General features: G+C 33.3%; 25 protein-coding genes and 1 pseudogene. 15 read left to right on the top strand and 11 right to left on the bottom strand.

Annotated features, from left to right (window positions below):
• Positions 1–144 precede the first annotated feature (144 nt).
• Genes ACY191_RS11585 through dltD form a run of 5 tightly spaced genes read left to right on the top strand, consistent with a single transcriptional unit; the run spans position 145 to position 4,456 of the window.
• The gene (locus ACY191_RS11585) at positions 145–285 is read left to right on the top strand and encodes a teichoic acid D-Ala incorporation-associated protein DltX (protein ID WP_229367072.1); all 141 of its coding nucleotides are present in this window, start codon (positions 145–147) and stop codon (positions 283–285) included.
• Positions 286–299: 14 nt separating this feature from the next.
• Positions 300–1,763: a D-alanine--poly(phosphoribitol) ligase subunit DltA gene (dltA, locus tag ACY191_RS11580; protein ID WP_229367073.1), complete on the top strand. Its 1,464-nt coding sequence runs from the start codon at positions 300–302 to the stop codon at positions 1,761–1,763.
• Positions 1,763–2,977 (top strand): D-alanyl-lipoteichoic acid biosynthesis protein DltB, encoded by a 1,215-nt coding sequence (dltB, locus tag ACY191_RS11575; RefSeq protein ID WP_042739760.1) that lies wholly within the window; start codon positions 1,763–1,765, stop codon positions 2,975–2,977. Before dltA ends, dltB begins: the two co-directional genes overlap by 1 nt.
• Positions 2,978–2,999: 22 nt before the next feature.
• Positions 3,000–3,236: a D-alanine--poly(phosphoribitol) ligase subunit 2 gene (gene dltC / locus ACY191_RS11570; RefSeq protein ID WP_042739761.1), complete on the top strand. Its 237-nt coding sequence runs from the start codon at positions 3,000–3,002 to the stop codon at positions 3,234–3,236.
• Complete coding sequence (gene dltD / locus ACY191_RS11565; RefSeq protein WP_229367074.1) at positions 3,233–4,456, top strand: D-alanyl-lipoteichoic acid biosynthesis protein DltD; 1,224 nt, start codon at positions 3,233–3,235, stop codon at positions 4,454–4,456. The genes dltC and dltD overlap by 4 nt, the downstream gene beginning before the upstream one ends.
• Positions 4,457–4,648: 192 nt before the next feature.
• Here the strand turns inward: dltD and ACY191_RS11560 are convergent, their stop codons facing one another.
• Positions 4,649–4,891 (bottom strand): NifU family protein, encoded by a 243-nt coding sequence (locus ACY191_RS11560; protein ID WP_042739763.1) that lies wholly within the window; start codon positions 4,889–4,891, stop codon positions 4,649–4,651.
• Between the two features lie 108 nt (positions 4,892–4,999).
• Between ACY191_RS11560 and ACY191_RS11555 the strand changes: the two genes are divergently transcribed.
• Positions 5,000–5,314 carry a YuzD family protein gene (locus tag ACY191_RS11555; protein WP_042739764.1) on the top strand — a complete coding sequence of 105 codons (315 nt, stop codon included), beginning with the start codon at positions 5,000–5,002 and terminating at the stop codon, positions 5,312–5,314.
• A gap of 265 nt (positions 5,315–5,579) precedes the next feature.
• Here the strand turns inward: ACY191_RS11555 and ACY191_RS11550 are convergent, their stop codons facing one another.
• Positions 5,580–6,644: an NAD(P)/FAD-dependent oxidoreductase gene (locus tag ACY191_RS11550; protein ID WP_107513205.1), complete on the bottom strand. Its 1,065-nt coding sequence runs from the start codon at positions 6,642–6,644 to the stop codon at positions 5,580–5,582.
• Positions 6,645–7,109: 465 nt separating this feature from the next.
• Between ACY191_RS11550 and ACY191_RS11545 the strand changes: the two genes are divergently transcribed.
• The 6 genes from ACY191_RS11545 (at position 7,110) to ACY191_RS11520 (ending at position 12,693) form a co-directional block, all read left to right on the top strand.
• Positions 7,110–7,346 (top strand): YuzB family protein, encoded by a 237-nt coding sequence (locus ACY191_RS11545; protein WP_042739766.1) that lies wholly within the window; start codon positions 7,110–7,112, stop codon positions 7,344–7,346.
• A gap of 13 nt (positions 7,347–7,359) precedes the next feature.
• Positions 7,360–7,719 (top strand): HesB/IscA family protein, encoded by a 360-nt coding sequence (locus ACY191_RS11540; protein WP_042739767.1) that lies wholly within the window; start codon positions 7,360–7,362, stop codon positions 7,717–7,719.
• A 224-nt stretch (positions 7,720–7,943) separates the two neighbouring features.
• Positions 7,944–9,152, top strand: coding sequence for an NAD(P)/FAD-dependent oxidoreductase (locus tag ACY191_RS11535; protein ID WP_042739768.1), 1,209 nt, complete (start codon positions 7,944–7,946; stop codon positions 9,150–9,152).
• Between the two features lie 134 nt (positions 9,153–9,286).
• Positions 9,287–10,768, top strand: a complete 1,482-nt coding sequence (locus ACY191_RS11530) for a leucyl aminopeptidase family protein (protein WP_229367075.1) — start codon at positions 9,287–9,289, stop codon at positions 10,766–10,768.
• A gap of 203 nt (positions 10,769–10,971) precedes the next feature.
• Entirely contained in the window at positions 10,972–12,288 is a 1,317-nt protein-coding gene (locus ACY191_RS11525) for a Na+/H+ antiporter family protein (RefSeq protein WP_229367076.1), read from the top strand.
• A 30-nt stretch (positions 12,289–12,318) separates the two neighbouring features.
• On the top strand, positions 12,319–12,693 hold the full coding sequence (locus ACY191_RS11520) for a PaaI family thioesterase (protein WP_042739771.1): 375 nt from the start codon (positions 12,319–12,321) through the stop codon (positions 12,691–12,693).
• A gap of 85 nt (positions 12,694–12,778) precedes the next feature.
• On the opposite strand, the pseudogene ACY191_RS11515 reads toward ACY191_RS11520, so the two are convergent.
• From ACY191_RS11515 to ACY191_RS11475, 9 genes and pseudogenes are all read right to left on the bottom strand, one after another.
• Positions 12,779–13,930 (bottom strand): annotated as a pseudogene (locus ACY191_RS11515) (NAD(P)-binding domain-containing protein).
• 691 nt (positions 13,931–14,621) lie between these two features.
• Positions 14,622–14,978 carry a Na+/H+ antiporter subunit G1 gene (locus ACY191_RS11510; protein WP_042739773.1) on the bottom strand — a complete coding sequence of 119 codons (357 nt, stop codon included), beginning with the start codon at positions 14,976–14,978 and terminating at the stop codon, positions 14,622–14,624.
• Positions 14,956–15,249: a Na+/H+ antiporter Mnh1 subunit F gene (gene mnhF1 / locus ACY191_RS11505; RefSeq protein WP_107527661.1), complete on the bottom strand. Its 294-nt coding sequence runs from the start codon at positions 15,247–15,249 to the stop codon at positions 14,956–14,958. Before mnhF1 ends, ACY191_RS11510 begins: the two co-directional genes overlap by 23 nt.
• A 2-nt stretch (positions 15,250–15,251) precedes the next feature.
• On the bottom strand, positions 15,252–15,728 hold the full coding sequence (gene mnhE1 / locus ACY191_RS11500) for a Na+/H+ antiporter Mnh1 subunit E (RefSeq protein WP_042739775.1): 477 nt from the start codon (positions 15,726–15,728) through the stop codon (positions 15,252–15,254).
• A gap of 1 nt (position 15,729) precedes the next feature.
• The gene (locus ACY191_RS11495) at positions 15,730–17,226 is read right to left on the bottom strand and encodes a Na+/H+ antiporter subunit D (protein ID WP_229367078.1); all 1,497 of its coding nucleotides are present in this window, start codon (positions 17,224–17,226) and stop codon (positions 15,730–15,732) included.
• Positions 17,213–17,560 carry a Na+/H+ antiporter Mnh1 subunit C gene (gene mnhC1 / locus ACY191_RS11490; protein WP_042739777.1) on the bottom strand — a complete coding sequence of 116 codons (348 nt, stop codon included), beginning with the start codon at positions 17,558–17,560 and terminating at the stop codon, positions 17,213–17,215. Before mnhC1 ends, ACY191_RS11495 begins: the two co-directional genes overlap by 14 nt.
• Positions 17,560–17,988 (bottom strand): Na+/H+ antiporter Mnh1 subunit B, encoded by a 429-nt coding sequence (gene mnhB1 / locus ACY191_RS11485; RefSeq protein WP_042739778.1) that lies wholly within the window; start codon positions 17,986–17,988, stop codon positions 17,560–17,562. The genes mnhC1 and mnhB1 overlap by 1 nt, the downstream gene beginning before the upstream one ends.
• Positions 17,969–20,386 carry a Na+/H+ antiporter subunit A gene (locus tag ACY191_RS11480; protein ID WP_463270029.1) on the bottom strand — a complete coding sequence of 806 codons (2,418 nt, stop codon included), beginning with the start codon at positions 20,384–20,386 and terminating at the stop codon, positions 17,969–17,971. Before ACY191_RS11480 ends, mnhB1 begins: the two co-directional genes overlap by 20 nt.
• 128 nt (positions 20,387–20,514) lie before the next feature.
• Positions 20,515–20,895 carry a kinase-associated lipoprotein B gene (locus ACY191_RS11475; RefSeq protein WP_229367080.1) on the bottom strand — a complete coding sequence of 127 codons (381 nt, stop codon included), beginning with the start codon at positions 20,893–20,895 and terminating at the stop codon, positions 20,515–20,517.
• Positions 20,896–20,962: 67 nt separating this feature from the next.
• Here ACY191_RS11475 and ACY191_RS11470 point away from each other — a divergent pair, with 67 nt between their 5' ends.
• The 3 genes from ACY191_RS11470 to ACY191_RS11460 all read left to right on the top strand — a co-directional run bounded on the left by ACY191_RS11470 (position 20,963) and on the right by ACY191_RS11460 (position 23,633).
• Positions 20,963–21,556 (top strand): peptidylprolyl isomerase, encoded by a 594-nt coding sequence (locus ACY191_RS11470; protein WP_042739781.1) that lies wholly within the window; start codon positions 20,963–20,965, stop codon positions 21,554–21,556.
• Positions 21,557–21,845: 289 nt separating this feature from the next.
• Positions 21,846–22,226 (top strand): S1 domain-containing post-transcriptional regulator Ygs, encoded by a 381-nt coding sequence (gene ygs / locus ACY191_RS11465; protein ID WP_042739782.1) that lies wholly within the window; start codon positions 21,846–21,848, stop codon positions 22,224–22,226.
• A gap of 273 nt (positions 22,227–22,499) precedes the next feature.
• On the top strand, positions 22,500–23,633 hold the full coding sequence (locus ACY191_RS11460) for an NADH-dependent flavin oxidoreductase (RefSeq protein ID WP_042739783.1): 1,134 nt from the start codon (positions 22,500–22,502) through the stop codon (positions 23,631–23,633).
• The last annotated feature ends 154 nt before the right edge of the window (positions 23,634–23,787 follow it).

Raw genomic sequence — 23,787 nt, 5'->3', positions numbered from 1 at the left:
ATTTAATTGTAAAGATGGGAAATTGATTGTATAATTATGAACAGTAAATAAAAAATATTTTAATTACATATGTGTTAAAATATATTAGAAAACAGATAAATAGAATATAGTATTTTGCACGTGTTATAAAGGAGGCTCAGACATATGAATCATGATAAAAAGCACACCTTTGAAAAAATCAAACCATGGTTGCTTACTATCTTATACGTAGCAATATTTATTGCGCTTTATTTGATTTATGGAACTGGAGATACGCAAAATAACTTTATTTATAATGAATTTTAATGAAGGAGACAACTATGAAAGACATTATTCAATCATTAATTGAAAATAATAAAAACGATGCGAATCAAATAGCGATTAAATATAATGATGAATCATTAACTTACGGTGAATTAAATCATTATTCAAATAAATGTGCAGATATGATTGCTAAATCAAGTCGACCTGTAGTGATTTATGGTCATATGTCACCTTTTATGATTGTCGGTATGATTGGAGCTATTAAGGCAGGATGTGGTTATGTACCAATAGATATTTCTATACCTCAAGATAGGGTAGAGGCAATTGTAAATAAGGTTCAGCCAGAATTTATACTTAATACATCTGAAGCGATACTGCCATTTTCCGATATAACGATATTTGATGTTCAATGCATTATTGATCACGAAGAGGTCAGTGAATTTGAAAGTAAAATGCAGCCCAATGATGTCGTTTATACTATTTTTACATCAGGTTCGACGGGAGAACCGAAGGGCGTGCAAATTTCATACGATAGCTTAAATGAGTTTACACAGTGGATGGTGGAACTAAATCAGTTAGGGGTTAAACAGCAATGGCTCAATCAGGCGCCATTCTCCTTTGATTTATCAGTAATGGCTATTTATCCATGTTTAGCTACTACAGGAACATTAAATTTAGTAGATAAAGCAATGATAAATAAACCAAAGCTATTAAATGATATGTTGCAACAAGCCACTATTAATGTGTGGGTGTCGACCCCTTCGTTTATGGAAATGTGTTTAATGTTACCAATGTTAGACCAACAACAATATCCAAGCCTAAAAGAATTCTTCTTCTGTGGTGAAATTTTGGCACATAGAACAGCAAAAATGTTATCTAAAAAGTTTCCTGATGCATATATTTATAATACTTATGGTCCAACAGAAGCCACTGTTGCTGTCACAAGCATTTTGATAAACGAGGAAGTACTAGCCAAGTACAATCCATTACCAGTTGGTCAATCTAGACCAGGTACACAGTTACATTTAACTTCTGAACAAGAGTTAATTATTTCAGGGAATGCTCTAAGTAAAGGTTACCTAGAAGACAAAGTAAAAACAGATGCCGTATTTAGATATGACAATGAAATTCGTAATTATTACACAGGTGATAAAGCTGAGTACAAAGATAATCAATGGTTTATCAATGGTCGATTAGATTTTCAAATTAAATTAAATGGCTATCGAATGGAGATAGAAGAAATTGAGTTTCAGTTAAGACAATCACCTTCTATACAAGAGGCAGTGGTTGTTCCGAACTATCGTGACAATAAAGTCACGCATATCAATGCCGTTATAATAACAGCGGATACCATAACTCAGATGACTGATGAGCAGGCATTTATTCATGAAATTAAAGCGGAATTAAAGCAACACCTGCCTGAATATATGATACCTAAAAAGATTATGTTTACTGACCGTTTACCATTGACTCATAATGGTAAGTTAGACCGTAAACAGATTGCTGAGGACTTTACATAATGACACCATATGGCACATTTACGTTCTTTCTCATTGCATTCATCGTATTATTACCGGTTATAATATTAGGGTTTTTAGGTAAGAGAAGTCATATTTATAATGGTCTGAGCACATTATTTATGATTGAACTTATTTTCTCATCGACAAAACATAATTTCTTTGATCAACCATTGTTAAGTGTAGCTTTTGTTAACTTTATTATATATGTCGTCTGGCAAGTATTAATCATTATGTATTATTGGAAATCACGTTTTGTTAAAAATACATTTAGCAAATTCTTTATGGTGATAACACTGTCAATCTTGCCATTGATTATTGTTAAAGTAATGCAAAGTTCATTATTAGGTACTGCACAAATTAAATTTCATGAAAGTAAGGTAGTCGAATTAATAGGTTTCTTAGGTATTTCTTATGTGACATTTAAAAGTGTCCAATTATTAATGGAAATCAGAGATGGCTCAATTAAAGAAATTGATCATTGGAAAGTTGTTCAATTTATTACATTCTTCCCAACGATTTCATCTGGGCCAATTGATCGATATAAACGCTTTGTCAAAGATGATCGTGTAGCACCAAGTGGTGAGGCGTATAGAGCATTAGTGGAAAAAGCGATTCATTATATTATGCTTGGCTTTTTATATAAATTTATTATTGCACACTTACTTCACGTATACGCAATTACCCCGTTATTAATGGATTTAACAGGATTTACTGCAAAATGGTTATATATGTATGCTTATAGTTTATATCTGTTCTTTGACTTTGCAGGTTATACATTGTTTGCGATTGCATTTAGCTATTTATATGGTATTAAATCTCCGCAAAACTTTAATCAGCCATTTAAAGCCAAAAATATTAAAGACTTTTGGAACAGATGGCATATGTCATTATCATTTTGGTTTAGAGATTGTATTTATATGAGAGCATTATTCTTTATGTCTAAGAAAAGATTATTAAAGAGTCAATTTGCGATGTCTAATATCGCATTTTCTTTAAATTTTATTATCATGGGAATTTGGCATGGTATCGAAAGCTATTATATTTTGTATGGCATGTATCATGCTGCATTATTTATAGGTTATGGTTATTACGAAAGATGGCGTAAACAACATCCACCACGTTGGCAAAATCAATTTACAACTGTAATGAGTATTATCATAACGTTCCATTTCGTAGCATTTGGATTTTTAATCTTTTCAGGGAAACTGTATTAAAACATAGGAGGAATTTAAAAGTATGGAATTTAAAACACAAGTATTAGATTTATTAGAGGAAGTTACTGAAAATAACATTGTAAAGGAAAATCCTGATATTGCGCTGTTTGAAGAAGGTATTATTGATTCATTCCAAACTGTTGGTTTATTATTAGAAATTCAAAATAAATTAGATATTGAAGTTTCAATTATGGATTTTGATAGAGATGAATGGGCAACACCGAATAAGATTATTACGGTATTAGAAACATTAAGATGAAGTTAAAAGCATTTATTCCTATCATTGTAAGTCTCATTCTATTTGGTGTATTTCTTATATTACCAGCTAGTTGGTTTACAGGTTTAATCAATAATAAAACACTTCAAGAACAACGACTAAATATAACTGATCAAGTGCTAAAGGGTACACAAATACAAGATAAAATGTATAAATCTGATAAATACTATCCTATATACGGTTCAAGTGAACTTGGAAAAGATGATCCGTTTAATCCAGGTTTATTGTTAGATGATAAGAAAAAGGCGCCAATGCAACCGTTTCTAATTGGAACAGGAGGTTCTACTGATCTTGTCAATGCAGTTGAAGCCGCATCACAATTTCAGAATTTAAAAGGGAAAAAAATGGCATTTATTATATCACCTCAATGGTTTACAAATAATGGTTTAACAAATGTAAACTTTAAAGCGCGTATTTCAGATGCTCAAGTGAACCAATTATTTCAACAATCTGGGATGAGCGATAAATTGAAACAACGATATGCGGATCGATTATCCAAATTTAAAGATGTCAAGAATAAGTACTATTTAAAGGAAATGAAGAAACATCCTAACAAGGTTAAGGATAATTATTTATCATCATTTAAAGCACAACAATTAATGAAGATAGAAGCGATCAAGTCAATCTTTCCAGCAAAACCATCTCCTTTGTCACAAGTTAAGCCTATAGATAGTAAAAATAAATCATGGAAAGATTTATCTAAAGAAGCGGAAAAGCTTGGAAAAGACAGTACTAAAACTAATAAATACGGAATTAGAGATGAATATTGGAAGTTGATCAATAGTCATAAGAGAAAAATTAATCGTGATTACGAATTTAATGTAAATTCTCCAGAGTTTCAAGATTTAGCACTCTTTGTGGATACAATGAATGAAGCAGGTGCAGATGTGCAGTACATTATTTTACCATCAAATGGTAAGTGGTATGATCGTATCGGTATTAAGCAAGAACGCCGGCAAAAGGTGTACGATAAGATTAATAACACAATCACACAACGAGGTGGTAGTGTTTATAATATGACCGATAAAGATTATGAACCATATGTAATAAGCGATGCTGTTCATGTAGGCTGGAAAGGTTGGGTCTATATTAGCGAACAAATTGCACATCATATGAAAGGTGAAACGCATCATCATAAACATCATAAACCAGACGATAATGCACCAGTTCAGCATAACAATAAAGCACCAAGTGTAAGCTAAATATTATTTAATAAATCAAAGTAAAAGACAATCCATTTTTATTGAATGGTTGTCTTTTTTTCTATAAAAAAACTGCTATCCATTGTCGGATAACAGTCTTTGTCATAAATTATCATGAGATAATTCTAGATGATAGAAAACTAACTCATGTCTATTATTGATGTGCATGTGATGGTCTTAACATATATGTTGTTAGAAAACTTGTTCTACTTCGATAACGCCAGGTACCTCTTCGTGTAAAGCACGCTCAATACCCGCTTTTAATGTGATTGTAGAACTAGGGCATGTACCACAAGCACCATGTAATTGTAACTTAACAATTCCATCTTCTACATCTACGAGTGAGCAGTCACCACCATCACGTAGTAAGAATGGACGCAATCTTTCGATAACCTCTGCTACTTGATCAAACATCGTTGCGTTTTCAGTTGGCATGGAAATGCCTCCCTTCCAAGTAAATAATTTCATGTTATACTTATCTTTTTATTATAATAGAAATGTGTTGAAAAATCTATAAATGAAAACAAAAGGGGATAGTAAAATATGAATAAAGCGAGTGTAGTTGTTTATGGCGCCGATATCGTGTGTGCAAGTTGTGTTAATGCACCGACTTCTCGTAATACGTTTGACTGGTTACAACCATTGTTAAAAAGAAAGTATCCAGAAATTTCGTTTGAATTTACTTATATTGATATAGAAAAAGATACCGAAAATTTAACTGACCATGATCAACAATTTATAGAACGTATTCAAGAGGATGAATTGTTTTATCCTTTAGTGACAATCAACGATGAATACGTTGCAGATGGTTATATTCAATTGAATACGTTAACAAAGTTTATGGATCAATTTGGGTAAGAGGTATGTAACATTACTATTTTTAACAAAAGGCTAAGATACATTTAAGAAAGACTGAGCCATCAATATGAAAAACCAGTAAATGATGATAATCGTCATTTACTGGTTTTTTACTTGGATTTTAGTCCTACTAAATGCTATAACAATAAAAACATAACTATGGAAAGTCTATCATTATCGATAGCTTCATAGCTATGTTTAGTATATTTCAATAGGAATTATAGTACATCTCAATTAATACCATTGATACGACTCCTTGAAATGATTAGCCGTTGTGATATTTGTATAACCAAAGTACTCCGGATTTCAAGATTGATGCTAAGCGGCCTGTCACAGTTCTGTCCATGATATAGGCGAAACCTTTCTTATCACCTAATGAGCCTAAGAAACCTTGAATTTTAATTTCAGGCATTTTTTCTGGTAGAGGTTTATTTTGCCATTGTAATTTCATGACATCGGCAATTTGATCACCCTGTGCTTCAGCGAGTTGTGCACTAGGTGCATGTGGTAATTCAGCACAGTCACCCACGACATAGACATTTGGATATGTTGGAACTTGATGATATTGATTCAAGATAACTCGACCACTCTTACTAATATCAATAGGTAAGTTTCTCACTAATTCAACTGGTTGAATACCAGCAGTCCAAACGATTAAGTCTAATTCTTCTGGTACATCGTTGTTGTAAATACGCCCAGGCTCTACACGATTGACATCTGAATTAGGGATAACCTTTACGTTATTCTTTTTGAACCATTTTTCAATATAAGTACTTAATTTTTCAGGGAAACGACTTAGGATGCGTTCACCTCTGTCATATAAGTAGATTTCTAAGTCTTCACGACTTTCACGTAATTCACTAGCAAGCTCAATGCCACTTAAGCCAGCGCCAACAATACCGACCTTCGCTCCATTTGGAAGTTCGCTAATGTGATGGAATGTTTCTCGAGATTTCGACAATGTCTGAATACTGTGTGTATACTCTTCAGCACCAGGCACATTGTGATATTTATCTTCACAACCAAGACCAATAACTAATTCATCGTAGTCTACTTTTGTATTCCCAACTGAAACAATTTGATCGTCGAGATTAATATCATTAATTTCTCCGTAAACATTGTTTAAACGGTCAGAGTTTGGAAAGTTCATACGAATATCTTTATCAGATTTCGTACCTGCAGCTAACTCATAGAACTCTGGTTTTAACCCATGATAAGGCATACGATCGATTAGTGTAATGTTATAATTTTCCGGAAGCGCATTTGGTAAAATGTGTGACATAATGCGCATATTTCCGTATCCGCCACCTAAAAGAACTAAATTTTTCATTATTAGATACCCCTCTAGTAAAAATTGTATTGAACATTTGATAAAACATTGCGAGTTGAGCTGTGAAAAGCATTGTGTTTTTATCAATTATGCATCAATGTAAGTTATTAAATATAATGTGGTTAAATCATATTTCGCTTATATTGATATACCAATTTTCTATAAACAGCTTACTTAAATACATTATATGCTTTTTTGTATCGTTCTACAAATAAGTTATGGTAATAAAGGGTTATCATGAAATCGTTTTAACAATCAATTAAAGTAGTAAGTAAACCTAACTATTGGCTAAGTAATGCATAGTTCATAGATTTTTATATAAGGATGTTAAATTACACAAAAAAATTTATTGTAAAAAGACGATTAAATTTAAAATGATACTTTCTTAAATATAAGCACGTATGTGTTAAAACATAGTTGTGTTTGTTATAATTATATGACTGATAATTAATGAGAGGGTGTATTATGAATCCAATAGTAGAGTTCTGCATTTCGAACTTAGCGAAAGGTGGAGACTATGTATACAATCAACTGGAGAATGATCCTGGTATAGATGTATTAGAATACGGTTGTTTACAAAATTGTGGCTTATGTTCTAGTGGCTTGTATGCATTAGTGAATGGTGATATTGTTGAGGGTGAATCGCCAGATGATTTATTACAAAATATTTATGCGCATATAGAAGAAACGTGGATTTTTTAGGGAGGTAATCATAATGGCAGTAATTAACGTTACAGAAGCGGCAGCATATGAAGTTAAAGATATGTTAGAGCAAAATGAAATGGCAGATGGCTATTTAAAGGTCAAGGTTAACGGTGGTGGATGTACTGGTTTAACTTATGGTATGTCTGCTGAAGCTGAGCCTGGTGACAATGATGAAGTGTATGAATTTCACGGTCTTAAGGTATTAGTAGATAAAATGGATGTACCAGTACTACAAGGTACAACAATAGATTTTAAACAATCTCTTATGGGTGGCGGATTCCAAATAGACAATCCAAATGCGATTGCATCATGTGGTTGTGGAAGCTCATTTAGAACTGCAAAGGTGGCAGGAACACCTGAAGATTGTTAATAAATAAAAGGTTATAGTTTTATCGATTGAATGATAAACTATAGCCTTTTAATAGTTTATGTGAAAAAATAAACAATATGTGCGTTAGCGCTTGAAAATCAAGCATAAAAACTATAAAATTAGTATTGGATGAAAAATGTCTTTTTTGTGACTTACATATGTATAATTAGGGTATAGAAAAAGACTTATGCAACAAATAATATATGAAAGCTTAGGTGAATGAAATGGCTCAAGATCGTAAAAAGGTATTAGTTTTAGGCGCTGGTTACGCAGGTTTACAAACTATTACAAAATTACAAAAGCAAATTTCAGCAGATGAAGCTGAAATTACGTTAATTAATAAAAATGATTACCACTATGAAGCTACATGGTTACATGAAGCATCAGCAGGTACAATTAGCTATGAAGATTTACTATATCCAGTTGAAAGTGTTTTAAATAAAGACAAAGTAAACTTTGTTAAAGCTGAGGTTACTAAAATTGACCGTAATGCTAAAAAAGTTGAAACTGACGCTGGAATCTTTGATTTTGATATCTTAGTTGTAGCATTAGGCTTTGAAAGCGAAACATTTGGTATTAAAGGTATGAAAGAACATGCTTTCCAAATTGAAAATGTATTAACTGCTCGTAAATTATCTCGTCACATCGAAGATAAATTTGCAAACTATGCATCTTCTAAAGAAAAAGACGACAATGACTTAGCTATCTTAGTTGGTGGCGCAGGTTTCACTGGTGTTGAATTCTTAGGTGAATTAGCTGATCGAATTCCAGAATTATGTAACAAATATGGCGTAGAACAAAGTAAAGTTAAAGTTACTTGTGTTGAAGCTGCTCCTAAAATGTTACCACAATTCTCTGATGAATTAGTTAACCATGCAGTTAGCTACTTAGAAAGTAAAGGTGTAGAATTCAAGATTGCTACGCCAATCGTTGCTGCTAACGAAAAAGGTTTCGTTGTTAAAGTTAACGATGAAGAACAACAATTAGAAGCAAACACTGCTGTTTGGGCAGCTGGTGTACGCGGTAGCCAATTAATGGAAGCTTCATTCGAAGGCGTTAAACGTGGTCGTATCGTAACTAAACAAGATTTAACTATCGAAGGTTATGACAACATTTTCGTAATCGGTGATGTTTCAGCATTTATTCCTGCTGGTGAAGAGCGTCCATTACCAACAACTGCTCAAATCGCTATGCAAGAAGGTGAACATACAGCTAAAAACATTAAAAACATTTTAGAAGGTCAACCAACTCAAGAGTTCACATACGTTGATCGTGGAACAGTATGTTCATTAGGTTCTGGAGACGGTGTTGGTGTTGTTTACGGTAAAGATATCCAAGGTAAAAAAGCTGCTTTCATGAAGAAAGTTATTGATACACGTGCTGTATTCAAACTTGGTGGTATCGGATTAGCATTCAAAAAAGGTAAATTTTAAGATTTAAATTAATAAATCACATAGGCGTTATGCATGTGAATCATTAAGCAAAAAGACCTGTCTTTCAATAAGATAGGTCTTTTTCTTAAATCTAAATGATTAAATTATTTCAATACCAAAGTGAGGGATTTTAAATGAAAGCATTGTTACAATCTACTGATAAATTATTATTTGAAACATTAATCATAGGGATACCGGATCATTTAAATCAGTTGGAAGACATAAAGATAAACGGTGAAGTTATTAATGAAAATCTAGCATCATTAAAAAAGGCACATATTATTAGTAGTAATGTTGGTAAAGTAACTGCTACACATTTTACAGTAGATAATCAACTCATAAAGTTAATTGCTGTTGGTCTAGGTAATTTGAAGTCAACGACACAATTACAGTATTTATCTGTGTTTGGCTCATTATTCCAATATTTGAAGCAAGAGCGAATCGTAGAAGGGGACATATATTTCGAGAGCTTTAAAGCGAAAGATTTTGATCTCTTAAATATTGCTACATTACTAGGTCAACAAAGTGAAGCGTCTGTCTACCAATTTGACGGATATAAGACAAATAAAGGTGCGCCATATAAATTAACATTGAATCTACATACGATACAAGATCAAACTCAAATAAATGCAGCAATCGATAAGGGGATAGCGTTAGCTCGTGCCATCAATTTAGCACGAGATTATAGTAATATCCCACCCAATATATTAACGCCGGCATATTATGCAGAATTGATTACTAATCACTTTAAAGGAAGTTCAGTATCTGTAGATGTGAAAGACGGAGAGACATTACAGCGTGAAGGTTTTGGATTAATACATGCTGTAGGTAAAGGGTCTAAGCATACACCACGATTAATTACTTTAACTTATCATGGTGCTAATAATGACAAAGCACCGATAGCACTTGTAGGTAAAGGGATTACCTATGATTCAGGTGGCTATTCAATAAAATCAAAAACAGGTATGCAAACTATGAAGTTTGATATGTGTGGCTCAGCTAATGTAATTGCTATGATAGAAGCTGCGAGACAGCTAAACCTTAACATTAATATTGTGGGTGTAATTGCTGCTGCAGAAAATATGGTTAATGAATTAGCAATGAAACCTGATGATGTTTATACGGCACTCAGCGGTGAGTCTGTAGAAGTCTTGAACACTGATGCAGAAGGTCGTTTAGTTCTAGGTGATGCTGTATTCTATGCAACACAATTTCAACCGGAACTGATTTTAGATTTTGCCACTTTAACAGGGGCAGCAATTGTTGCATTAGGTGAGGATAAAGCTGCAGTATTCAATAATCATGCTTCGACACAACTTGCAGATATACTGTCAATTGCCGAACGACAAGGAGAATATGTATTTGAATTACCTATGACAGATACAGAAAGAAAGTTAATTAGAAAAAGTGATGTGGCAGATCTTGTCAATCATACAAATGGACAAGGTAAAGCATTATTTGCAGCTACCTTTATAAATCACTTTGCAGGTGATGTACCACATATGCATTTTGATATAGCTGGTCCAGCAACTACGAATCATGCTAGTTATAAAGGACCTAAAGGACCAACAGCATTTTTAGTAACGACTATTGTTGAATGGTTATCAAATCAATAATCAATAAATATATGCGTGAGTTGGAATTGTATAACTCGCGCATAAATTATATAGTTTAAGTAAACGGAAATGTTAGATGATATAGTTTAACCTCATGGATGATACATTTAAGCTGTAACATAGCATTGACATTTATAATTGAAATTGTTACGATTATTCTCGTGATACTTTAGTTCGATAATGTGATAAAGGAGTTATGTTTTGTGATTAATGCAGTTGTTATAGCAGTTGTGCTGATGATTATACTTTGCTTATGTAGACTTAATGTAGTAATCAGTTTATTTGTCAGTGCATTAGTAGGCGGGCTGGTTGCAGGTATGAGTATACCTGAAATCGTGTCTGTGTTTGGTAAGAATATTGTCGATGGTGCAGAAGTTGCACTAAGTTATGCCTTATTGGGAGGCTTTGCGGCACTGATTTCATATAGTGGAATTACGGATTATTTAGTAAATAAGATTATTAACAGTATCCACGCTGAAAATAGCAAGATGTCTCGAGTAAAGGTAAAAGTAATTATTATCATTGCTTTATTAGTATTAAGTATAATGAGTCAAAACTTAATTCCGGTTCATATTGCATTTATTCCAATTGTTATACCACCTTTAATTAGTTTATTTAATGACTTGAAGATAGATCGTAGACAAATTGCTATTATTATTGGATTTGGACTTTGTTGGCCATACGTTCTTTTACCATTTGGTTTTGGTCAAATTTTCCACCAAATTATTGATAATGGTTTCACCAAAGCACATCACCCAATAGAGATGAGCATGATTTGGAAAGCTATGATTATTCCTTCTTTAGGGTATATTGTTGGATTGATTTTGGGTGTGTTCTATTACAGAAAGCCTAGAGAATATAATGATCGAAATGAAGATAGAAATAATGAAACTATTGAACTCAAACCTTATGTCTTAGTTGTTACAATCGTATCGATTATCGCAACATTTGTCGTACAGACATTAACTGATTCAATGATTTTCGGTGCACTTGCCGGAGTCTTGATATTCTTTGTTTCAAGAGCATTTAAATGGACTGAGTTGGATAAGAACTTCGTTGAAGGTATTAAGATTATGTCATTTATTGGTGTAGTGATATTATCTGCAAATGGCTTTGCTGGCGTAATGAATGAAACGGGAGATATTACTAAATTAGTACATAGTTTAAGTGGTGTTACAGGGGATAATAAACTCATTAGTATTATTGTTATGTACATTATTGGACTTATTGTTACTTTGGGTATTGGATCTTCTTTTGCAACAATTCCTATTATCGCAACTTTATTCATTCCATTAGGAGAGTCATTAGGATTAGATACAATGGCATTAATCGCTTTAATTGGTACTGCGAGTGCCTTAGGTGATTCTGGTTCACCAGCTAGTGACTCTACATTAGGACCTACAGCTGGTTTGGATGTGGATGGTCAGCACGATCATATTAGAGACACGTGTATTCCCAACTTTATATTTTATAATATTCCGTTAATCATTTTTGGTACAATTGCCGCTATGGTATTATAGTAATACTAAGTAGTGAATGAGGTGTCGAAAATGACAAATATGATAGAGACTTTAGAAATGAAAGTAGAAAGTGAAGCACACGGTAAGATTGTAATGTCGATGCCTGTTACAGATAAGGTGAAACAACCTTTTGGTTATTTACATGGTGGTGCAAATCTTGCTTTGGGTGAAACAGCTTGCTCAATTGGTGCGGCACACATCATTGATACTGAAAAATTTATTCCATTAGGTTTAGAAATGAATGCTAACCATATTAGCTCAACGACTGAAGGTACAGTTTATGCTACTGCTACTATCGTACACGAAGGTAAAACAACACAAGTTTGGAACATTGAAATAAAAGATGATGTTGATAGATTGATTAGCATCATGAGAGGTACAATTGCGATTAAACCACGCAAATAATAAACACGCTTGATACTCAGACGCATTTCGGCGTTTCTATAGAGTATTGAGCGTGTTTTTGTATGTTCATCATAATGTATTTTACTTATATACTTGATACCGTAGTTTCTTTTGAAAAAGCATTCGAGATTCTTGTGGCAGCTTCTCTACCACCCATGATATTTCTTGCAAAGGGCCCTAATTCTAAATCTGCTAAGCCTCCAGCAACATATAAATGTGGTAACCACTCCAATTCTGTTGAAATATTTGGTAAACCACAACTACATAGTGGGGCATGATGTTGGTGGATTAATTGTTTAATAATTGGTTGTTTCATTATCGTTTCTTCAAATCCAGTTGCTAAAATAATATGATCATAGGTTATTGCCTTATGTTCTGTAATGATTTGATGATTTGAAATGGCTTGTAATTCGTTTGTATGTATTACTAATTTACCTTGCTTTACATATTTTTTCAGCCTTAATTCTAATTCTTTTGGCATTGAGCCTTTGTGTCATTCATTCAGAATAACTTGTTGCTTTTCCTCAGAAGTTGTAATTTGCTTAAAGCGTGTCATATATTTAGGACCGAGCCAACCTGGATCAGCATCAAAATCATGCACTGCTAAGGGTTTATTTGTCCATAAATGAATTTGTTGTGGATTATGTTTAATCAACTTAAGTGTTAAGTGAGCTGCAGAAATACCACTACCTATCACATGTGACGATTGAGAATATGATTTGTATGAACCATCAAAGATGTGTGTGACATCGGGTTGATTTTTATATGCTTTTGGAAAGTTAATTTGATGGTTACATCCAAAGGCAATGATAAGGTTTTCGGTCGAAAATGCTTCTGAATTATTACATTGAACAAACCATAGATTATCTTGTTTAGTGATAGAAGTTGCGCTAGCTTGCACATGACTATGATTTAAATTTAATTCATGTATTAACATATGCGTATGAGCCATAAACATCTCTCTATTAGGTCTTTGATATCGTCCGTAAGAAGCATTGGTATATTGTCTATGTTTTGCAAATTGCTTAAGATGAAAAGGATCTGGATGAACATGATGAACACAAGGTGAACGTAAGTAGGGCATATCGATAGTGGATGTATATCTATTAAATTGTTCGCATAAGCTAGTATGAGGATCTATTATACACAAATCATTTGTAGCTAATCCTTGTGTGCGTAGTTTAAGTGCAATTGTAACTGCCTGGATACCTCCACCAATAATTGTCCATTTAAACATAAAATTACCTCCTTAAATCGTAATAATTACGATTTAATATAACATGATTGCTGAAGTAATACAAATGATTAAAGGTGTATTGTCTTTTGAAAAATATGACTTTATACCATACGTCATTTCAGTCTATAAATACTTATTTTCGACTATAATTAAATACTAACAATCGACGGACGGTAAGACTTATGATAAAGCTAAAAAGAGTAATCAGTAATAAACAGTCTAGTCCATTACCCTTGCAGACTAAAATAAAATCAATGAATTTTACTATGAAACGTAAAGAACATTGATTTGAGTTGATAAATGATTTGCGATCTTATTTAATGTTTCATCACTTAACTCGTTATTCATTTCTTTATTTATCTCATGGATCAGTGCTGTTTCAATTCATTCATTATTAGGTGTCTTATTTTTTGTAGTAATAACATATAAGAACTGCGTACTGTTTGCGAGACACCTGAGGGAGTAGGATGCGTGTCGAGACCGAGGATCGACCCAGGCACCCATAGGTAAACGAGCAATAACAATATGCAGTATTGATACAAATAACAAGCCCATCAAAGATCAAAAATCTTTGATGGGCTTAATGCTAGGTATTTATGTCCTAGACTCGATTTAGGGTTTGTACCTTTTTTTATTAATTATAAGAAATTGGAATCCTCATATGTTACAAACAAATTGCGCATGATGCTAATTAAAGTTTAGTATCCTTTAAATCTTTTTTAATATCGTCTAATTTAGTTCGTTTGGAAGCAGGGGTATTTAAATTATAGGCTGCCTTTATGATTAAGTGACTGGAAAGTGGTCCAGTAATGAGAATAAATAATATACCAATTACTAATTGCATATTTACGTAACCATCTCGACCTATAAAGAATAGGAAGACACCACTTAAAAGTAGCATTGCCCCTAACGTTGCTGCCTTTCCTGCTGCATGAGAGCGCGCATATACATCATCTAATCGAACTAGTCCAATTGCAGCTAATGCACTAATAATTGATCCTAGGACAACAAGTATTAAGGCAATACTAATGATTATCGTTCCGGTCATGCTCAATCACCTTACCTTTATCCATATATTTCGCAAATACTGCAGTGCCTAAAAATGCCAAAATACCTATCATTAAGATTGCAACAATTAAGTATTTGGTACCTAAAAAGATACTGAATAAGGCGATGATAGCCATTAACTGTATCCCCATTGCATCTAAAGCTACGACACGATCAGCTAGTGAAGGTCCAATAATTACACGGATTAACATGGCCAACATTGATAGGGCAACAATAATTAGCGCAATGATAAGAATTATATTGTAATTTATCATTATTCGCCCACCTCTCTCACAACTTTTTCTAGAGATGACTTTATACCCTCAGTTTCCTCTTTTTTAGTACTAAAATCAATTGCATGAATATAAATTTTAGTTCGGTCATCGCTAATTCCAAGTACAATTGTACCTGGTGTTAGGGTAATCAGATTAGATAATAAGACGATTTGCCAGTCCTTTTTTAAATCTGTCTGATAAATAAAAAACGCAGGTTCATTCTTAATTGTTGGTTTAATAATGATTCTAATTACATCTATATTAGCTTTAATTAACTCAATGATGAAGACTACCAAGAGTTTGATGATCTTATAGACAGTAATCATATAAAATCGACCCGGTAACACACCACGCATTAAGTAGACTAATAATAAAGCGAACAGGTAACCTAAAATAAAGTTATTAAATGTATAGCTTCCAGTAACAAATAACCAAAATACTGCGAGAAGTAAATTAACGAGTATTTGAACTGCCATATTATTGTCCCCCCAATACACTTTCGATATAAACATTAGGATTATAGAATGGTTCTGCAGCATCTTTGATTATTGGATGTAAGATATCTGCTGATAATCCAAATATGACTGAAAGTACTACAGCGATAATGGCCACGACTAACAAGCCTTTATATCTTAATTTATGATTTACAGTAAATCCTCGAGTTTCGCCAAAGAATCCTAACAGGAATATTCGAATAACCGAGTAAAGGACAATCAAACTAGATAACAGTATAACAATACCGCTAATATAGAATCCTTTTTCAAATGTTGCCTGAACGATATAAAACTTTCCATAAAATCCACTAAATGGCGGTATACCAGCTAAACTAAGTGCTGCTATAAAGAATGTCCATCCAAGCACAGGGTAATGCTTGATTAAACCGCCATATTTGCGTAAATCATGTGTCTTTGTAATCTTATACATGATTCCAATTAAGAAAAATAATGCTGCCTTAATTAACATATCATGTAAAGTGTAATAAATAGCGCCCATCATACCACTTTGGTTCATCATTGCTACACCAACTAATATGACACCAATTGCAATCATAATATTATAGATAATAATCTTTTTCGTATCATAATAACTAACAGCTCCGACACAACCAAATATAATTGTTAGAAGTGCTAAGAATAAAATGGTGTAAAAAGAAAAATTACCTGTATCTCTGAAGAATAAGCTAGCCGTTCTAGCTATTGCATAAACGCCGACCTTTGTTAATAAAGCACCAAAGAAAGCGATGATTGCTACAGGAGGTGCGTAATATGCACCTGGTAACCATATATACATAGGGAATACGCCAGCCTTTGTTGCAAAGACAAAGATGAACATGATAAATATGATACTTACCATGCCTTTGTCATGTGCTGACAATTCACTTAATTTCTGACTGATATCTGCTAAATTAAGCGTACCAACTACTGAATAAAGCATGGCTACTGCAATAACGAAAAATGCAGAAGAAGTCACATTAACTAAGACATACTTTATCGTTTCGCTTAGTTGAACCTTTGTACCACCAATAACCAGTAATATATATGAAGACATTAAGAAGACTTCGAAAAATACAAACAAGTTAAAGATATCACCAGTTATAAAGGAACCAATAACACCAGTCAGCATAAACATAATTGAAAAATAGTAATAATATGTTTCACGTTCTAGTCCAATTGATTGATATGAGTATAAGATAACTAGCATAGTAACAATCAATGTTGTGATTACGAGTAATACACTAAAGATATCTAGTACAAAAACAATACTGTATGGTGCAGCCCAAGAACCTAATTCTAATTTGATTGGTCCATCTTTCAGTACATTGTGCAAATTAATAAATGCAAATATCAATGTAATTACGGTACCAATTAACGCAACATAGCGTTTGATAGTAGGGCGCTTCCCAATAAATACTAATATAATTGCTGTTAGCATAGGAATGATTAATAAAGAAACGATAAGGTTACTCTCTATCATCTTCAATCACTCCCTTCATACTTTCTACATTATCAGTACCTAGCTCTTTATAACTTCTAAATGCGAGTACTAAGAAGAAAGCAGTTACTGAAAAAGATATTACAATAGCTGTTAATATCAATGCTTGAGGAATAGGGTCAACGTAGGATGCTATTCCTTTTTCATATATAGGTACATCGCCTTTTTTCAGGCCACCCATTGTGATTAAAAATAAATTTGCCGTATGTGTTTGTAAAGTAGTCCCAATAATGATTCGTATCAAACTTTTAGAAAGAATGAGATAGACGCTCATTGCTGTGAGAATACCACAAACAAAAATCATCACTATTTCCATTACTCATTCTCTCCAATCGATAAAATTATAGTCATTACTGTGCCTACAACTGCAAATAACACGCCTAAATCGAAGAATGTTGCAGTGTGTAATTCCATCGGCTTTAGTATGATTAAAGGTATTTCAAAAGGTTTGTGCGTGAAGAAATTTTTACCATAAAACCAACTCGCCATTGGTGTAGCTAAACAAAATGTTAAGCCAATGCCAATTAATATCTTGAAGTCCCATGGAAATATCTTCCGCATTGTCTTTATATCAAAGGCAACTGCAATAATAACCAGTGCACTAGATAGTAATAAACCACCTACGAAACCACCACCAGGTGTATAGTGACCAGCTAAAAATAATGATAGTCCGAACATCACAATAAGGAAAAAGATGATGACTGCAGAATATTGAAAGATCAGATTATTCTTTTGTCTGTTCAATGTCATGACCTCCCTTATTTTTAGCTTTGTTATTGTAACGTAATTTAATCATGGTATAGACACCTAAGCCTGCAATACCTAATACAGATGATTCGAATAATGTATCGGTACCACGGAAATCAACAAGAATGACGTTAACCATATTTGTACCGTGTGCTAAATCGTATACGTGTGTTTTATAAAATGAACCAATAGATCCAAAGTGTCTATTTCCATATGCAATTAAGCCAAGTATAGTAACAACTGCACCAGCCCCAATAGATATGATGACATTGATCCATTTGAAAGGTTGCGTTTCTTGGTGTCTATTTAAATTAGGTAAATGATAGAAACAAAGTAAAAATAGTGCCGTTGAAATTGACTCAACAACAAATTGTGTAAGTGCTAAATCTGGAGCACCAAAGAAAATGAAGAAAATTGCTACACAATAGCCTACAGCACTTGCCATAATGATGCTAAATAATCTTGAATGTGCAAATATAATCATTGATGCTGCCGTTATGATAAGCACGACAATAATTAATTCAAACGGTCTGATTTCACTGACATCTTTAAAGTTAATACTGAAAGGTGTCACGATGAGTGTCACAACCGTAATTGCAATCAGTGAGATAAAAATAATCACCAAGTTGTTACGTGTAAATCCAGTGACATATGAATTTGTTATATGTTTAGAAATATCAGGTGTAACGTTACCTAATTTGTCATACCAATAGTTAATAGTTAACTTAGTTGGGTGTGATTTTAGTAACTTAATCCAATAACTAAAACTTAAAATTAAAATAATACCGACACCATAAATAAATAGTGTTGATAAAAAGGCTGGCGTGAAACCATGGAACATATGAAACTCAATATGAGTTGTTTGCGTTGAACTCATTGCATTTACAGCCGGTTCGATAATTGAATCGGTAAGCATTGCTGGAAACAAACCGAAAGTAATTACTAAGATAGCCAATATAATAGGTGCAATTAACATTAATGGAGATGCTTCATGTGGCTTGTTAGGTAAGGCATCAGGTTTATAGCTACCTAAAAAGACCTGACCAATCAAACGCACTGCATATACAAATGTAAATACACTACCTAAAATCGCAACTATCGGTATCAGTATACCTAGTGAATTTAAATTAAAGACATTAGCATGTGTAACGTCAATCATACTTTCTAAAAACTTTTCCTTTGATAAGAAACCGTTGAAAGGTGGAACACCAGCCATACTTAACGAACTTATAATTGTAATTGTAAATGAAATGGGCATTATCGTTAGTAAGCCACCTAGCTTATGAACATCACGTGTACCCGTAGCATGATCTACAGCACCTGTAATCATGAATAATGCTGCTTTAAATGTTGCATGGTTAATCAAATGAAAGACTGCTGCCGTAAAGGCTGCAACATACAGTTGACTGTCTGATCCTTCAAAATGATAACTTACAGCGCCTATACCAAGCATAGCCATAATCATCCCTAATTGTGAAACAGTAGAAAATGCTAAAATGCCCTTTAAATCTTGTTGCTTTGTCGCATTTAATGATGCCCAAAATAGGGTGATTAAACCAACAGCCGTTACAGTCCAAATCCACCCCTGAGACACTGCGAAAATTGGTGTCATACGAGCGACTAAGTAAAGTCCGGCTTTAACCATTGTAGCTGAATGCAAGTATGCACTTACTGGAGTAGGGGCTTCCATTGCATCTGGTAACCAAATGTAAAATGGAAACTGGGCAGATTTAGTCATTGCGCCAACTAATACCAGTACCATGGCTAAAATAAAGAATGGACTTGTTTGAATTTCGTCTACATGTTTAATGATTTGTTGAACACTTGTAGTGCCACTAGCTAAGATTAAGAGGATGAGTCCTCCTAACAGCGATAGACCACCAAACACTGTGACGAGCATAGATTTCTGTGCGCCATATAGTGATGCTGGCTTTTCTCTCCAAAATGAAATAAGTAAAAAACTAGAAAATGAAGTTAATTCCCAAAATAAGTATAAGATAATTAAATTATCTGATAATACAACCCCTAACATTGCACCCATAAAGAGCAGTAAATAACAATAAAAGTTTCCCAACTGCTCTTGTCGACTTAAATAACTAATAGAATACAGGACAATAAGACTACCAATACCTGTGATCAGTAAGCTAAATAACAGTCCTAGACCATCAATATATAAATTGAAATTCATACCAAAATGAGGCATCCATTTCAAAGTTCGCATTACTGTATCGCCCAACATTGTTGTCGGAATATATGATAGGAAGTATATAAATAAGACGACAGGGATGGGTATGACAAACCATCCGATATGTATACGCTTATGAATGCGATATACAAATGGAATAATGAGTGCAAATATTAACGGGAGGAGTACCGCTAAATGTAACCAGCTCATTATTTTATCCTCCTTTTACATTTAAGTATAAGTTTATTATACATGAATTAGACTATTCTGAAAAACGTCCCAGCCCTTGAAATAACTATGCTGAATGTCCTTGTTAAATAAGAAGAAACAAGGTATTTTTATTCAAAATTTTGTTTATATTGAAGGCTGTAATCCTTCTTTAAACGTTGTAAATTGTCTAATGACATTTGTGAATGCAAATTATCTTGTTTAGCCAATTTTTGTTCTAACTCTGTGATTGCTAGTTGTAAAGAAGCTGTATACGTCATGGGTTCAACATTAAATGGTCTAAGTTGAGAACGAGATGCATAACGTTTTTCAAATTGACTCAATGCTTTACGCTCATGAAAAAAGACATTTTCTGTTGACGTTGGATTATGTAAATCACCTTGTTTAGGATGCTTAATTACTTGTTCCACTTGTACTAAGACTTGATTGTCATTCTCTTCAACTATGGATACACCATAACTTCCAGTTTTATGTGCAAATCGATATAACATAATTCATTTCACCCTTTCAAATATGTTAGAATACATATATCATCTTAACATGAAATGGAGAATTTAAATGACGAACTATCCTCAATTAAACACAGAAATTAATGGTAATGAAATTAAATTAGTTATGCACACAAATAAAGGTGACATGACTTTTAAATTATTCCCTGATATCGCACCAAAGACTGTAGAAAATTTTGTGACACATGCAAAAAATGGTTACTACAATGGTGTAACGTTCCATCGCGTTATCAATGACTTTATGGTACAAGGTGGAGACCCTACTGCAAGTGGTATGGGCGGTGAAAGTATTTATGGTGGACCATTTGAAGATGAATTCTCTTTAGAAGCGTTTAATCTTTACGGTGCACTTTCAATGGCGAATTCAGGACCAAACACAAACGGTTCACAATTCTTTGTAGTACAAATGAAAGAGGTTCCAGAGTCAATGTTAAGTCAATTGGCTGATGGAGGCTGGCCAGAGCCAATCGTAAAAGCTTATGGTGAAAAGGGTGGGACACCATGGTTAGATCAAAAACATACAGTATTTGGTCAATTAATCGAAGGTGAAAGTACATTAGAAGATATCGCAGCTACTAAAGTCGGTGCACAAGATAAGCCAGTGCATGACATTACAATTGATTCAATTGATGTTGAAGGATAATAATTAAGCAATATTAAGTGTGTTGATAAAGTTAGATTTTATGTTTTTCAATTCAACACTTCATAATAGACGTGTGAAGAACAGGTTGAGACATGATAGATGTCCAACCTGTTTTTTTGATCATTATTCATGCCATGGGTTACTTTATGCAAAGTATATAGGGTTGTGAACTTACTTTTAGATACTTAAATCAACAAATCGTGAAATTTTTCTATATTAATGTTAGTGCCTGTAAGTATTTTATGCTATTATAATAGTGTTAAGTAATACGAAATAAGGGGTTATCACGTTGAATAATCACTATAAAGTAGGTCAACATGTAAAAGTTCGTGTGACTGGTATTCAACCGTATGGCGCTTTTGTAGAAACCCCTGATAATACTGAAGGTTTAATCCATATTTCTGAAATCATGGATGATTACGTCCATAATTTGAAAAAGTTTTTATCAGAAGGTCAAATTGTAAGAGCTAAGGTAATTTCAATTGATGAAGAGGGGAAGATTAACTTCTCTTTAAAGGATAATGATTATTTTAAAAATTATGAACGTAAAAAGGAAAAGCAATCAGTATTAGATGAAATTAAAGAAACCGAAAAATATGGGTTTCAAACAATTAAAGAACGCTTACCGGTTTGGATTAAACAGTCCAAAAACGCGATTAAAGATGAGTAATCATCTTCAGAACGCTAACACTTGAATGAGTGTTTAGCGTTTTTTTATGTAGTGTTGAATGTTAATGAATTAAGTTGAATGTTAAAGCTAAGCTATAAAATTTATTGATGCAAACGGTATATAAACCTAATGTACAGGGATTGATAAATAATCAAATTTAAATATATACATGCGCAAGCATATTGTTTTCATTTGAGGTTGAAAATAGTTAGAATTAGGTAGTATTAAAAAAGAGTTATTATATTTAATAACATATTAGGAGGATTTTTAAGAATGGAATCAAAATTTCAACCTTTATTTGAGTCATTAACTTTACCAAATAAAGTAGAATTAAAAAATAGATTTGTATTAGCACCGTTAACACATGTTTCTTCGAATGATGATGGTACAATTTCTGAAGAAGAATTAGTTTATATGGAACAGCGTTCAAAAGATGTAGGTTTAGCTATTTCAGCGGCTAGTAATGTTACAGACTTGGGTAAAGCATTCCCAGGGCAACCATCAGTAGCACATGATTCAGATTTAGAAGGTTTGAAACGTTTAGCTAAAGTAATGAAGAAGAATGGTGCGAAAGCGGTCGTGCAAATTCATCATGGTGGTGCGCAAGCATTACCTAATTTAACACCGAATGGTGATGTTGCTGCACCAAGTCCTATTTCCATGAAAAGCTTTGGTGAACAAGAGGCACATGATGCTCGAGAAATTACAGTTGAAGAAATTCATGAATCTATTAAAGCATTTGGCGAAGCAACTCGACGTGTTATTGAAGCAGGTTTTGATGGTGTGGAAATACATGGCGCCAATCACTATTTAATTCATCAATTTGTTTCACCTTACTATAATCGACGTGAAGATGAGTGGGGACAAGATCGACTTAAATTTGCTTTATCCGTAGTAGATGAAGTTACTTCTACTGTAAAGACACATGCGGATGAATCATTTATTGTGGGATATCGTTTTTCTCCTGAAGAAGCAGAATCTCCTGGTATCAGCATGGAAATCACGGAAGAATTAGTGAAGCATTTAATTGATAAACCATTAGACTATCTACACGTTTCATTGATGGATATTTACTCAACGACACGTGAAGGTAAATATAAAGATCAACAACGAGTTGAATTATTACATGAATGGATTGATGGACGTATGCCATTAATTGGTATAGGATCAATCTTTACAGCACAACAAGCATTAGATGCAATTGAAAATACAGATGCAGATCTTATTGCTTTAGGCCGTGAAATATTACTTGATCACAATTTTGTAAGTAAGATAGTAGAAGGTAAGGAAGATGAAATCATTTCACAATTTGATGGTACAAGAGCGGATAAACATGAATTACCTATTAAATTATGGACTCAATTTAATAATGCATTTTATCCTTTACCAAGAACAGATGGGAAATAATATGAATTAATATCATAGCTATTCAATATTTATAATAAGACAGGTGCAGTATTTATAATTTTGACGATTTTTAAGCAGTGTTTCAATACTGTAGAAGAAACGTTAGTAGATTATGAATAGCTGCACCTGTTTTTAATATTGTTAACTAAAGTTG

The sequence above is a fragment of the Staphylococcus sp. TCBT05 genome (assembly GCF_055179755.1).
Note: the sequence above shows the minus strand (reverse complement) of the source record. Positions and strands in the feature narration are given on the sequence as shown.